General features: G+C 65.5%; 12 protein-coding genes. 5 read left to right on the top strand and 7 right to left on the bottom strand.

The window, feature by feature from the left end:
- Positions 1-34: 34 nt before the first annotated feature.
- The 7 genes from PF049_11225 to PF049_11195 form a co-directional block, all read right to left on the bottom strand.
- On the bottom strand, positions 35-862 hold the full coding sequence (locus PF049_11225; GenBank protein ID WBY17911.1) for a lysophospholipid acyltransferase family protein: 828 nt from the start codon (positions 860-862) through the stop codon (positions 35-37).
- 118 nt (positions 863-980) lie between these two features.
- Positions 981-1,403 carry a Fur family transcriptional regulator gene (locus tag PF049_11220; GenBank protein WBY16157.1) on the bottom strand — a complete coding sequence of 141 codons (423 nt, stop codon included), beginning with the start codon at positions 1,401-1,403 and terminating at the stop codon, positions 981-983.
- 135 nt (positions 1,404-1,538) lie between these two features.
- Positions 1,539-1,979 carry a MucR family transcriptional regulator gene (locus PF049_11215; GenBank protein ID WBY16156.1) on the bottom strand — a complete coding sequence of 147 codons (441 nt, stop codon included), beginning with the start codon at positions 1,977-1,979 and terminating at the stop codon, positions 1,539-1,541.
- 154 nt (positions 1,980-2,133) lie between these two features.
- Positions 2,134-2,565: a GNAT family N-acetyltransferase gene (locus tag PF049_11210; GenBank protein WBY17910.1), complete on the bottom strand. Its 432-nt coding sequence runs from the start codon at positions 2,563-2,565 to the stop codon at positions 2,134-2,136.
- A gap of 77 nt (positions 2,566-2,642) precedes the next feature.
- On the bottom strand, positions 2,643-3,293 hold the full coding sequence (tsaB, locus tag PF049_11205; GenBank protein ID WBY16155.1) for a tRNA (adenosine(37)-N6)-threonylcarbamoyltransferase complex dimerization subunit type 1 TsaB: 651 nt from the start codon (positions 3,291-3,293) through the stop codon (positions 2,643-2,645).
- Between the two features lie 91 nt (positions 3,294-3,384).
- Positions 3,385-4,005 carry a malonic semialdehyde reductase gene (locus tag PF049_11200; GenBank protein ID WBY16154.1) on the bottom strand — a complete coding sequence of 207 codons (621 nt, stop codon included), beginning with the start codon at positions 4,003-4,005 and terminating at the stop codon, positions 3,385-3,387.
- Positions 4,006-4,034: 29 nt separating this feature from the next.
- Complete coding sequence (locus PF049_11195) at positions 4,035-4,616, bottom strand: NifU family protein (protein WBY16153.1); 582 nt, start codon at positions 4,614-4,616, stop codon at positions 4,035-4,037.
- Between the two features lie 79 nt (positions 4,617-4,695).
- Between PF049_11195 and PF049_11190 the strand changes: the two genes are divergently transcribed.
- The 5 genes from PF049_11190 (at position 4,696) to PF049_11170 (ending at position 12,561) form a co-directional block, all read left to right on the top strand.
- Positions 4,696-7,659 carry an insulinase family protein gene (locus tag PF049_11190; protein ID WBY16152.1) on the top strand — a complete coding sequence of 988 codons (2,964 nt, stop codon included), beginning with the start codon at positions 4,696-4,698 and terminating at the stop codon, positions 7,657-7,659.
- A 138-nt stretch (positions 7,660-7,797) separates the two neighbouring features.
- On the top strand, positions 7,798-9,171 hold the full coding sequence (locus tag PF049_11185) for a 3-deoxy-7-phosphoheptulonate synthase class II (GenBank protein ID WBY16151.1): 1,374 nt from the start codon (positions 7,798-7,800) through the stop codon (positions 9,169-9,171).
- 218 nt (positions 9,172-9,389) lie between these two features.
- A complete protein-coding gene (gene egtB / locus PF049_11180; protein WBY17909.1) occupies positions 9,390-10,631 on the top strand; it encodes an ergothioneine biosynthesis protein EgtB in 1,242 nt (413 codons plus the stop codon).
- A complete protein-coding gene (gene egtD / locus PF049_11175) occupies positions 10,631-11,617 on the top strand; it encodes an L-histidine N(alpha)-methyltransferase (GenBank protein WBY16150.1) in 987 nt (328 codons plus the stop codon). The genes egtB and egtD overlap by 1 nt, the downstream gene beginning before the upstream one ends.
- The gene (locus PF049_11170) at positions 11,617-12,561 is read left to right on the top strand and encodes an NAD(P)-binding protein (protein ID WBY16149.1); all 945 of its coding nucleotides are present in this window, start codon (positions 11,617-11,619) and stop codon (positions 12,559-12,561) included. Before egtD ends, PF049_11170 begins: the two co-directional genes overlap by 1 nt.
- The last annotated feature ends 4 nt before the right edge of the window (positions 12,562-12,565 follow it).

The following is a 12,565-nucleotide window of genomic DNA, read 5'->3' as shown; positions in this document are numbered from 1 at the left end:
CTTAGTCGAATGCGGCGGCGTCTTCAATCCGCAGCTATGCGGCAGGCGGATCTTCGGCAGGAACATCGGCGGCCAGTTCCGGCGCGCTGTAGCGGATGGGTTCGACGTTGAACTTGAACGGGCGTACCTCGTGGCCGAGGCACTCGGTCAGCTTCGCCTCGATTTCCTCGCGCGCCTTGGCGGCGATGGCCTTGCGCCCGCGATACTCCTCGGGACTGAACGGGTCGAGATAATGCAGGTGCAGGTCGAACGTGCCCCGGCGGCTGAGCACGCGCTTGAAATTGTTGACGCCGCTTTCGTTGTCGATCCAGCCCAGCCATTCCGCCTGCGGCCCGTAATCGATGACGACCGGCTGGACGAGGACGCCGGGCGGCGGCGGCTCCAGCACGCTCAGCATGCTGGACTTGAACGGCAGCAGCGAATGGCCGTCGGTCGTCGTGCCTTCGGGGAAGACGGTGACGGACCAATTGTCCATCAGCGCCTCTCGCAGGGCATTGATCTGCTCCGCGACGCCCAGCCGGTTCTCGCGCTTCACGAAGACGGTCCGGTTCATCCGGCACAGCCAGCCGACAAGGGGCGCTTCGGCCAGCTCGGCCTTGGCGACGAAGGCGGTCCCGCTCGCGCCTGCCAGCGACAGGATGTCGAGCCACGAGACGTGGTTGGCGATGAAAAAGACGTCGCGCCTCAGCGGCGTACCGTGCACCTTCACCTTCGCGCCCGAAATCCGTGCGGCCAGCCCGAGGAACCACATGGGAAAGGGCGAGCCATAGGCGAAGACGCGGTAAAGGTAGTGCAGCGGCACGAAGACCAGCAGCGCCAGCCCGATCAGCGCGGTCCGTATGGAGAAGCGCACCCATTCCATGAAATTGAGCGGCGTCGGCACGCCCTTTGCCGCGGCGGCGCGGTGGCGCCATTCGTTGCGCAGCGGATCGTGCCGGCGTTTCGGGCGCGGGCCGGTGGCCGCCTGCTGCCCGTCGATGTCAGTCGTCCCGTTCGAGGCGGACACCGTAAAGCTCCATACGGTGATCGACGAGGCGATAGCCCAGTTTCTCGGCAATCTGCTTCTGCAGGGCCTCCAGCTCGGGATCGACGAATTCGACGACCTTGCCGCTTTCCACATCGATCAGGTGATCGTGATGCGCCTCAGGTGCGGGTTCATAGCGCGCGCGCCCGTCGCCGAAATCGTGGCGGTCGAGGATGCCCGCCTCTTCGAACAGGCGGACGGTGCGATAGACGGTCGCGATGCTGATCTTGGGATCGATGGCGCTGGCCCGGCTGTGCAGCAGTTCGACATCGGGGTGGTCGTCGCTGTCGGACAGGACGCGGGCGATGACCCGCCGCTGTTCCGTGATGCGCAGACCCTTGTCGGCGCAAAGCTGTTCGAGATCGATTGCGTCGGGCAAGTAAGGGCTCCCTGGATCGGACCGGCAGACGGCGCCCGGATGAAAAAGGCGCCCTGACCCCTTAACGGGGCAGAGCGCCTGTCTCAACCTTATGTCGCAAGGCGGGGGCTGTCATGCCCGCCATGCGGCACCGGATCAGTCGGTTTTCTTCTTGCGACCGCGCTTCTGGCCCGGCTTGCGGCCCAGACCGATCTTCTTCGCCAGTTCGCGGCGTTTTTCCGCGTAGTTCGGCGCGACCATGGGATAGTCGCTCGGCAGGTTCCAGCGTGCGCGGTATTCTTCCGGAGACATGTCGTAATTGGTGCGAAGATAGCGCTTCAGCATCTTCAGCTTCTTGCCGTCTTCCAGGCAGACGATGTAGTCCGGCTTCACCGATGCACGGATGGAAACCGCCGGTTCGGGCGTTTCCTCTTCCACCTGCGCGCCGTTGCCGAGACCCGCGAGCGCGGCGTGCACTTTCGTGATCAGGGCCGGAACGTCGTCCACTTCCACGTTGTTGTTGCTGACATGGGCAGCGACGATGTCGGACGTCAGCGTAATCAGCGTCTCCGACATATCGAGTTCTATTGTTTCCATGAGAGTTATCCCTTGCGATCGATATTTTATTGGGATGCCGGATATTCCCGTCCATCCTCACTGTGGCCCATGTAACACAAAACGTCATCTTGCAATGGACAGGCCGTTAAGAACTGGACGGCCGTCCAATATAATTAGTCTTCAAAGGATGAAGCTAAAGTGTGCGGGCGAAAGTAATCGCATCCAGACGGCTGCCGTCGGACAGCTTGTAATAGGCCTTTCGCCGGCCGATCGGGGCAAATCCTGCCGCGCCATACAGGCTGATCGCCGGATTGTTTTCTCGCATTTCAAGGAAGATGCGTTCCGCGCCCCGTTCGCGTGCACTGCCTGCCAGGATGTCGAGCAGGTGCGCGCCGAGGCCCGACCGGCGATGCTCCGGCCGGACGGCGATCAGCAGCAGCTCCTCCTCGCCAGGTGCAGCGCGCGTCATGGCGAAACCGGCGGTTTCGTGCGGGCTTTGCGGTTCGGACCCGTCGGCGGCAACCAGCACGTAACGGGTGGAAGGCATGGCGAGCGAGGACGCGACCTGCCGCTCGTTCCATGCCTCGCCCCAGCGCGGGTCGAAGCTCGCCTCCATCACCAGCATGATGGCCGCCAGCGGGTCGAGCGGTTTGCCCGCCGCTTCCTGCAAGGGTCCGCCCGGGTCCTGGCCGGAAAGATCGCTCATGCCGGTGGTGCGGCGACTTTTCGCGCAGGCTTCGCATCGGCGGCGCGGCCATAGATGGCCGATACCGTGCCGGTCAGGTGATGGGTAGCGAGCAGGGGGAAATGCCGTGCGTCGGGGCCGAGGTCGATGGACAGGCGCCCGCCGGCTAGGATACTTGCTGCCTCCGAAGCGCGATTGCCGACGATGACCGCATGGCGACAGGCGGCGGCGGCTTCTTCATGGGGCAGGGAACACACATCGTCCTCGGCGCGGCGCTGCTCGTCGAAATTCTGGACGAACCACTGCGAATGGCCGCCTTCCATGCAGACGCTGACGGGCCTCAGCTTCGGTTGCCAGCTACGCGCCGCAACCAGGGCGAGGGTCGGGTAACCGAGGACCTGTGCGCCCCAGGCGATGCCGAGCGCCCTTGCGGCGGCAATCCCGATCCGGATGCCGGTGAAACTGCCCGGTCCCCGCGAAACGCAGATGCGGTCGGCGCGTCCCCGCTCCGGCAGTTCCGCGATCATCGGCACCAGGCGTTCGGCATGACCGCGACCCAGCACTTCGTGCCGGTGATCGACCAGCGTCATCCGCTCGCCTTCAAACAGGGCGACAGAGCACGCCTCGCTCGCGCATTCGATCGCCAGTGTCCGCATCATAGCTGTCATGGCCAGCGCCGATGCCCCACCGGTCGCGGTTCATCAAGGGGGCAGGGAATGGAGCAGCGGTGCCGGAGGCACCGGTCACCCCGGCCGGCCGTCAGACAATCCAGTTGAACTTGTCGAAATCCGGGCGGGGGCTGCGGTCGAAAATCGTGGTCTTGTCGCCATAGCCGATCGACATGATCCAGTCCGCCTTCACGCGCGGGCCGTCTTCTTCCTGCCCTGCGAAATAATGCTGGGTTACCTTGTCCAGATCGACACCCGACATCGGGCCGCAGTCGAGGCCTAGGGAGCGCGCCGCGATCAGCATATACGCACCTTGCAGGGCGGAGTTGCGCGCCGCGCCTTCACGACGTCCGTCCTCGTCGCCTTCGAACCAGCTTTTCGCATCGGCATGCGGGAAGAGCCACGGCAGTTCATCATGGAAATCGACATCGTAGCCGATGATGACGGTGACCGGCGCGGCCTTGATCTTGTCGGCGTTCCCTTCCGAGGCGAAACCGGCGAGAGTATCCTTCTCTTCCTGGCTGCGGACCCAGACGAAGCGGCCCGGCTGCATGTTGGCAGAGGTCGGTCCCATCTTCGCAAGTTCGTAGATCGTCTCGATCTGCGCCTGCGTCACTTCCTTGTCGAGCCAGCCATTGTAGGTCCGCGCTTCGCGGAAGATCTGGTCGAGGGCGTCGGCGGAAAGGGTGTGGCCGTGAAACTGCTTGGTCATGAATGTCCCGCTGTGTCTAGAATGGAAAATCAGGCTGCGCGGACTTCAACGACCTCCGGGACGTAATGTTTCAGCAGGCCTTCGATTCCATGCTTCAGCGTGGCGGTCGAACTGGGGCACCCGGCGCATGCGCCCTGCATGCCCAGATAGACGATCCCGTCCTTGTATCCGCGATAGGCGATATCCCCGCCATCGCCGGCCACGGCGGGCCGCACACGGGTATCGAGCAATTCGTGGATCTGGGCAACGATATCGGCATTGGCGGGGTCTTCCTCCACCACCATCGCGTCTTCTTCGGGCGGTACGGAGATGCCGCCTGCGGATCCGGGCATGAAGAGCGGAGCCTGGCTAACGAAATGGTCGAGCAGGATGGCCACGACCTGCGGTTTCAGGTCGCTCCAGTTGACCCCGGGCGCGGCCGAGACGGAAACGAAGTCGCCCCCGAACATGACGTTGGTGACATCGCCCGTGTCGAAGATGGCCTGGGCCAGCGGGCTGGCGGCGGCCGCCTCGGGCGAGGTAAATTCCCTCGTGCCGGAATCCATGACCTGCTGCTGCGGCAGGAATTTCAGCGTGGCGGGGTTGGGCGTCGTTTCGGTCTCGATAAACATGCCCCGGATGTAGGAAGCGGGCAGGGGCGGGGCAAGCTATTCACTCGTGCTTCACGCGTTTGCTGCCTATATGCGGGCCATGACTGTATTTTCGCGCGCCGCACGGCCCCTCGCGTTCCTCCTCCCCCTGACACTGCTCGCCGTTCCCATCGGGGCGCAGGATGGCCCGGTCATCGACGTACCGCAGCCGCAGGCGGTCCAGGGCGAAGGCGAAGTTCCGTGGCTGTACGAAGGCAGCAACATTCCGGTCGACCGCGAATGGACGTTCGGGGCGATGGACAACGGCCTGCGCTATGCCGTGCGCCGCAACGGCGTGCCGCCCGAACAGGTCAGCATCCGCATCCGCGTCGATGCAGGCTCGCTCCACGAACGCGACAGCGAACAGGGCTATGCCCACCTGCTGGAACACCTGCTGTTCCGCGAGAGCAAGTATCTGGGTTTTGCCGAGGCGATCCCCCGCTGGCAGGCCATGGGCGCGACATTCGGCAGCGATACCAATGCCGAAACCAGCCCGACGCATACCGTGTACAAGCTGGACCTGCCCGGCGCGACGCCCGAAAAGCTGGACGAGAGTTTCCACCTGCTGAGCGGCATGGTCCGCGAGCCGGTGCTGGAAAGCCGCCAGCTCGGGGCAGAGGTGCCTATCGTTCTCGCAGAAAAGCGGGAACGCGGCGGTGCGGCCCAACGCGTGGGCGACGCGACGAGGGAAACGTTCTTTGCCGGACAGCGCCTTGCCACGCGCTCGCCGATCGGGACCGAGGAAACGCTGACCGGCGCTACCCCGGCAGCGGTGCAGGCATTCCATCGCCGCTGGTACCGGCCCGAAAACGTCGTCATCTCGGTTGCGGGCGACGCCGACCCCCGCGTGCTTGCAGGGCTGGTCGAGAAATATTTCGGTGACTGGAGCGTGGAGGGGCAGCCCGAAGCGGCGCCCGATTTCGGCGATCCGGTTGCGCCGGAGGGCGCGGCGGGCTCACCCGCAGTGGGCGAGACCACGGTGCTGGTCGAGCCCGACCTCCCGCGCAGTTTCACCTACGGCATCATGCGGCCCTGGCGTCCGGTGCAGGATACCATCGTCTATAATGAAGGCCTGTTGATGGATGCGCTGGCACAGGCGCTGATCAACCGGCGCCTGGAAGCGCGGGCGCGGGCCGGGGGGTCCTACCTCTACGCGCAGGTCCAGCAGGACGACGTCAACCGGTCCTCCGATGCGACCTTCGTGACCTTCGCACCGCTGACCGACGACTGGCAGACCGCGCTGGCCGACGTTCGCTCCGTGATCGCGGACGCCGCCGCCACCCCGCCGAGCGAGGCGGAAATCGCCCGCGAATATGCCGAGTTCGACGTCAATTTCGCTGCCCTGGTGGCGGAGCGTGACGTGGCCCCCGGCTCGCGGCTGGCGGACAATATCGTGCAGGCGGTGGACATCCGCGAGACGACGGCCTCGCCCGAGACGGTTCTGAAGGTTTTCCGCGACATGCGCCCCCGCGTGACACCGGACGCCATCCTGCAGCGGACCCGCGCCCTGTTCGAAGGCGATGTCGTGCGATCGGTCTACACGACCCCCGCCACCGGCGAGGCCGATCGCGCCGCGGTGCAGACCGCCCTGCGGCAGGATGTGACCGCCGACGGCAGCGCGCGGTTGGCGGAAAACGCCATCACGTTCGACGAGCTTCCGCCCCTCGGCACGCCGGGCAGCGTGGTATCGAACACTCCTGTCGGCCTGTTCGAGATCGAGCGGGTCGAACTGGCAAACGGCGTCACCGCGCTCCTGTGGCCCAATGATGCGGAACCCGGCCGCGTGACGGCGAAGGTCCGTTTCGGCGCCGGGTACCGCGCCTTCGAACCGAAGGACGCCGCCTATGTCGGGCTCGGCCGGATGGCGCTCGTCGGCAGCGGTTTCGGAAAGGTCGGCGAGGAAGAGCTCGACCGGCTTGCGACGGGCCGCAAGCTGGGCTTCGACTTCGATATCGAGGATGCGGTGTTCTCCTTTGCCGCGCAGACGCGGGCCGAGGATCTGGCCGACCAGCTCTACCTGTTCGCCGCGAAGCTCGGCGATCCGCGCTGGGATGCCAATCCGGTGATCCGCGCGCGGGCCGCATCGCGCCTCGCCTACGATACCTTCGCGACGAGCCCGGGCGGATTGCTGGGCCGCGACCTGGAATTCCTGCTGCGCGACCGCGACCCGCGCTTCGCAACGCCGACGCCGGAGGCTCTCGCCCAGGCGACGCCCGAAGGGTTCCGCGAGGTGTGGGAGCCGCTTCTGGCGCAAGGTCCGGTCGAAGTCCTGATCTTCGGCGAATTCGAACGGGAAGCGACGATCGGCGCATTGACCCGGACATTCGGCGCGCTGCCGGAACGCGCGCCCATCCCGGCGGAAATCGCGAACCGCGGATCGACCTTCCCCGATGCGGGCGAGACGACCATTCTGGAACATCGCGGCGATGCGAACCAGGCCGCCGCAGTCATCGCATGGCCCAGCGGCGGCGGTGTCGCGGACCTGCGGGAATCGCGGCAACTCGAAATCCTGACGTCGGTCTTCAACAACCGGCTGATGGACGCCATGCGCGAACGGGCCGGGGCCAGCTACGCCCCGCAAGTCCGCTCGTCCTGGCCGGTCGACATGGAGACGGGCGGCAACATCCTGGCAGTTGCCCAATTGAAGCCGGAAGACGTGCCGGCCTTCTTCACCGCCGCCGATGCCATCGCCGCCGACCTCACGGCCAATCCGCCGAGCGCGGAGGAACTGGCGCGTGTGACCGAACCCCTGCGGCAGACCATCATGCGGGCGAGCACTGGGAACACCTTCTGGCTTTACCAGCTGGAAGGCTCGACCCGCGACGCACGACGCGTCCAGCTGGTGCGCAGCCTGCTGAGCGATTATTCGCAGACCACGCCCGAACGGATGCAGGCCCTGGCCGCGAAGTATTTCGGCGGGCGCGAGGGATACCGTGTCGCGGCCATTCCCGAAGGGCAGGAACTGGCGCGTGCGCCCGGCAACCGGGGTGCTGCCGAGCCGACCGCCGCCGCTGCCGGTCGATAGGACAAGTCGATAGGATAAAGCGCCGCCTTGCCCGTCCGAAGACTGGCAAGGCGGCGCTAAACCTTTCCTTCCCTTGCCTATCCATGGCGCGCGGCGGTATTGCTGCGTCCGATTTATTGTAACCGAGAACGATCAGCCATGGCGCAGAACTGGACACCCGACAGCTGGAAATCGCACGAGGCGCGGCATCTTCCCAAGTATGAAGATGCAAGCGCCCTCGCCGATGCAGAGGCTACGCTGGCGTCCTATCCGCCGCTGGTCTTTGCCGGGGAAGCGCGCGCGCTGAAGGCCGACCTGGCGGAAGTCGCGAGCGGGCAGGCGTTCCTGCTGCAGGGCGGCGATTGCGCGGAAAGCTTTGCCGAGTTCCACCCGAACAACATCCGCGATACCTTCCGGGTCATCCTGCAGATGGCGGTGGTGCTGACCTTTGCCGGGAAGCTGCCGGTGGTGAAGGTCGGGCGCATGGCCGGCCAGTTCGCCAAGCCGCGCAGCTCCGATACGGAAACCAAGGACGGCGTGACCCTGCCGAGCTATTTCGGCGACAACGTGAACGGGATCGAGTTCGATGCCGCGAAGCGCCGCAACGATCCGCAGCGCATGGTCCGCGCCTATTCGCAGGCCGCCGCCACGCTGAACCTGCTGCGCGCCTTTGCCGGTGGCGGCTACGCCAATCTGCGGCAGGTCCACCAGTGGACGCTCGACTTCATGGGCCGCTCCCCGTGGGCCGACCGCTTCGCCGAGACCGCCGACCGGATATCGGAAGCGCTCGATTTCATGGAGGCGTGCGGCGTCGATCCGGCGACCGTGCCCCAGCTTCAGGGGACCAGCTTCTACACCAGCCACGAGGCGCTTCTGCTGCCTTACGAACAGGCGATGGCACGGCAGGATTCATTGACCGGCGACTGGTTCGACACCAGCGCGCACATGCTGTGGATCGGCGACCGCACGCGGTTCGACGGGAGCGCGCACATCGAATTCGCGCGCGGCATCGGCAATCCGCTGGGCATGAAATGCGGGCCGAGCCTCGAACCGGACGATCTCATCCGCCTGCTCGATACGCTCAATCCGGGACGCGAGGCCGGGCGCATCACGCTCATCAGCCGCTTCGGCCACGACAAGGTGGAGGCGGGCTTGCCGCGCCTTGTCCGCGCAGTTCAGCGCGAGGGCCATCCGGTCGTCTGGAGCTGCGACCCGATGCACGGCAATGTCGTCAAGGCGGATAGCGGCTACAAGACGCGGCCCTTCGACCGCATCCTTGCCGAAGTGCGCGGCTTCTTCGCCGTCCACCGCGCCGAGGGCACGCATGCCGGCGGCATCCACCTGGAAATGACCGGGCAGGACGTGACCGAATGCGTCGGCGGCGCGGTGGCGATCACCGATGAAGGCCTGAACGACCGCTATCACACGCATTGCGACCCGCGCCTCAACGCCGCGCAGTCGATCGAACTGGCCTTCACGATTGCCGACATGATGAAGCTGGCAGCGGCGGAGGAACAGGCCGACGCCGCTTGATCTATCGGCCTGATCTGCGGGCCTGATCTTCGGGCAATCGTGATCGCCTCCGGACTTATCGGAGGGAAAATTTCCGAAGCAAAGCGGGCACTTTACCGTCTTTCGGCCCTTTTAATGGGGCCGGGAGACGTTCATGGTGATGTCTGGACCGGTCGCCGAGGGAGACCCAGCCAGTGAATGCCCCCAACAGTGCCGCCGCCGCGCGCCCCTTCCACGAGGTGGGGGCCGGACTGGCGGAGCAATTTGCCGCGACCCGCAGCCTGACGGAGGCTCTGGCCGCGCCGCTCTCGGAAAGCGATGCGACCATCCAGTCGATGGAAGACGCCTCGCCCGCGAAATGGCATCTCGCCCATGTCACGTGGTTCTGGGAAACGTTCCTCCTGCGCGACAACCTCGAAGGCTACACGCTTTACGACGAGGACTGGCCTTTCGTATTCAATTCCTACTACGAGGCGGAAGGCGAACGGATCGCGCGTTTCTCCCGCGGCCTGCTGTCGCGCCCGACCGTGGCGCAGATCCTGGACTGGCGCGCCCATGTCGACGAGGCGATGCAGCCCCTGCTCGACCGCGAGGAATTGCGGCCCCTGATCGAACTGGGCTTCGCGCATGAGCAGCAGCATCAGGAATTGCTGCTGACCGATATCAAGCATGCCCTGTCGCGCAATCCCCTCGGCGTCGCCATGTGGGACGGCGCACCTTCCACGCGGGAAGGCACCTCTGACGAGCGTGGCTGGTGGAAGCATCCCGGCGGCATTGCGCTGATCGGTCACGACACGGGCGATACAGGGGCAGGCTTCGCTTTCGACTGCGAGGGACCGCGCCATCGCACCCTGCTGGAACCCTTCGCGCTGGCAGACAGGCTGGTCACGAACGCGGAGTGGGAAGAATTCATCGCCGATGGCGGCTATTCCAATCCCGCTTTGTGGCTGTCGGATGGCTGGGCGTGGGTGAACGGCAACGATGTCGCATCCCCCGACTACTGGCGCGAAGGCGAGCATTTCACGCTGCAGGGCTGGCAGGCGCGCGATCCCGATGCGCCGGTCACGCATATCTCCTATTACGAGGCCGATGCCTTTGCCACATGGGCCGGCGCGCGCCTGCCCACGGAATTCGAATGGGAAGCCATCGCCCGCGGCCAGCATGCGGATACCGCTCCGGCGCATGATCCGGCAGGCGGCAACCAGCTGGATCATGCGGGCCCTGTCGCCCCCCTCGGCACCGATGCCCTGTTCGGCGATTGCTGGCAGTTCACGGGCAGCGCCTATCTTCCCTATCCGCGATTCCAGCCCGCGAAAGGCGCGGTCGGGGAATATAACGGCAAGTTCATGAGCGGGCAGTTCGTCCTCAAGGGCGCAAGCTGTGCAACCGTGCGCGGTCACAGCCGCGCCTCCTACCGCAATTTCTTCTACCCCCACCAGCGCTGGCAGTTCACGGGCTTGCGGCTGGCAAAGGATATCTGATGGCCGACAATCACGGGCTGAAACTCGTCGACCGCGACGACGACGGCATCGACCGCGCCTTTCGCGCCGACGTCCTGGAAGGGCTGCGGCAGGATCAGAAGGCGATTCCCGCGCGCTGGCTGTATGACGATGCCGGATCGCAATTGTTCGAGGATATCACCCAGGTCGAGGAATATTACCCGACCCGGTGCGAGCGCGAGATACTGGAAGCCCGCGGCGACGAATTTGCCGCCGAAGTGGGGCCGGGCCGGGCCGTGGTCGAATTCGGCAGCGGTTCCTCGGTAAAGACACCCCTGCTGCTGGGCGCGATCGATCCGGCGGCCTATGTCCCGCTCGACATTGCAGGCGATTTCCTGCGCGCTGCGGCCGCCGACCTCGCCGCGAAATTCCCCGGCCTGCCTGTCCATCCGGTAGAAGCCGACTTCATGCGCCGGGTCGAATTGCCGGCAGAGGTAGCCGGAATGCCGAAATTGGGATTCTTTCCCGGTTCGACCATCGGCAACATGGTGCCACGCACCGCCGTGGACCTGCTCAGGACGATGCGCGAGACACTGGGGCAGGGCAGCCTGCTGCTGATCGGGATGGACCTTGTGAAGGATCCCGAAATCCTCGAGGCGGCCTATGACGATGCGAAGGGGGTGACGGGCGAATTCAACCTGAACCTTGCCCGCCGCATCAACCGTGAACTGGGCGGGACGATCCCCGTAGAGGACCTCTCCCACGAGGCGCGCTGGAACGACGACTTCGCCCGGATCGAGATGCATCTCGTTGCGGACCGGGACGTGACTTTCGAAGTCGCAGGCGAAAACTTCGCGATGAAGGCGGGCGAGACGATCCACACGGAAAACAGCCACAAGTTCAAGCGTCGCAGCGCGAACACGCTTCTTCTAGCAGGAGGCTGGACCCCGGTTCGCCGCTGGCTCGACGAGGGAGAAAAGTTCAGCGTCGTCCTCGCCGAAGCCTCCGTGCCGAGAAGCGCGCCCTGATGAGCGAGGATGCCGTGGGCGACATCGCGATTATCGGGGCAGGCATGGCGGGCCTCGCCTGCGCTGTACGATTGAAAGAGGGCGGGGTTTCGCCCGTCCTGTTCGACAAGGGGCGCGGGCCGGGCGGACGCATGGCAACCCGGCGGGCCGAGATCGATGGCGAAACCGTCCGCTTCGATCACGGAGCGCAGTATTTTACCGTCAGGGATCCCGGTTTCATTGCGGCGGTCGCGGACTGGCGCGAAGCCGGCGCGGTCGCGGACTGGCCGGCGGCCGGGGGCGACGCGGTGGTCGGCACGCCCGGCATGAACGCGCCCATACGGTACATGGCAGAAACGCAGGACGTCCGCTGGGCGGCCCGCGTCGAACACATTGCCCGGGACGACGACATCTGGCAGCTCAGCATCGATGGCAAGGCGCATCGCTTCGCCCGTATCGTGATCGCCGTACCTGCCGAGCAGGCGGCGGAGTTGCTTGCGGGACATCGCGATGGCTGGGAAGCAAGGGCGCGGGACAGCGCCTCGAAACCCTGCTGGGCAGTCATGACGGCTTTCCGTGAAAAATTGCCCCTCGGCGATGTTTTCAAGGGAGACGACGTGCGCTGGGCTGCGCGCAACTCGGCGAAGCCCGGCAGGGATGAAGGGGAGCACTGGGTCATCCATGCCTCGCCCGGCTGGTCCGCGCGAAACCTCGAAATGAAGCGGGAAGAGGCGAGCGAGGCTATCCTCTCCGCCTTCTTCGACGAGGCAGGTGCCGCCCCGCAATCACCTCACCATCTGGCGGCGCATCGCTGGCGCTACGCGATGACCGATCCGGCACCCGGAGAAGCGAGCTTTTGGGACGGTGAGGAAGGCATCGGCGTGTGCGGCGACTGGCTGTCAGGCCCTCGCGTGGAGAATGCGTGGATATCGGGCGATCATCTGGCGACGGCGATCCTGGCCTAGTCCC

This window comes from Erythrobacteraceae bacterium WH01K, assembly GCA_027941995.1.
Lineage (GTDB): Bacteria > Pseudomonadota > Alphaproteobacteria > Sphingomonadales > Sphingomonadaceae > CAJXSN01.
Note: the sequence above shows the minus strand (reverse complement) of the source record. Positions and strands in the feature narration are given on the sequence as shown.

What these genes read in the sequence shown, in the direction of transcription:
- PF049_11225 (WBY17911.1), bottom strand. Translation starts at nt 862, where the DNA reads ATGGAATGGGTGCGCTTCTCCATACGGACCGCGCTGATCGGGCTGGCG.
- PF049_11215 (WBY16156.1), bottom strand. Translation starts at nt 1,979, where the DNA reads ATGGAAACAATAGAACTCGATATGTCGGAGACGCTGATTACGCTGACG.
- PF049_11210 (WBY17910.1), bottom strand. Translation starts at nt 2,565, where the DNA reads ATGCTGGTGATGGAGGCGAGCTTCGACCCGCGCTGGGGCGAGGCATGG.
- tsaB (WBY16155.1), bottom strand. Translation starts at nt 3,293, where the DNA reads ATGACAGCTATGATGCGGACACTGGCGATCGAATGCGCGAGCGAGGCG.
- PF049_11200 (WBY16154.1), bottom strand. Translation starts at nt 4,005, where the DNA reads ATGACCAAGCAGTTTCACGGCCACACCCTTTCCGCCGACGCCCTCGAC.
- PF049_11195 (WBY16153.1), bottom strand. Translation starts at nt 4,616, where the DNA reads ATGTTTATCGAGACCGAAACGACGCCCAACCCCGCCACGCTGAAATTC.
- PF049_11190 (WBY16152.1), top strand. Translation starts at nt 4,696, where the DNA reads ATGACTGTATTTTCGCGCGCCGCACGGCCCCTCGCGTTCCTCCTCCCC.
- PF049_11185 (WBY16151.1), top strand. Translation starts at nt 7,798, where the DNA reads ATGGCGCAGAACTGGACACCCGACAGCTGGAAATCGCACGAGGCGCGG.
- egtD (WBY16150.1), top strand. Translation starts at nt 10,631, where the DNA reads ATGGCCGACAATCACGGGCTGAAACTCGTCGACCGCGACGACGACGGC.
- PF049_11170 (WBY16149.1), top strand. Translation starts at nt 11,617, where the DNA reads ATGAGCGAGGATGCCGTGGGCGACATCGCGATTATCGGGGCAGGCATG.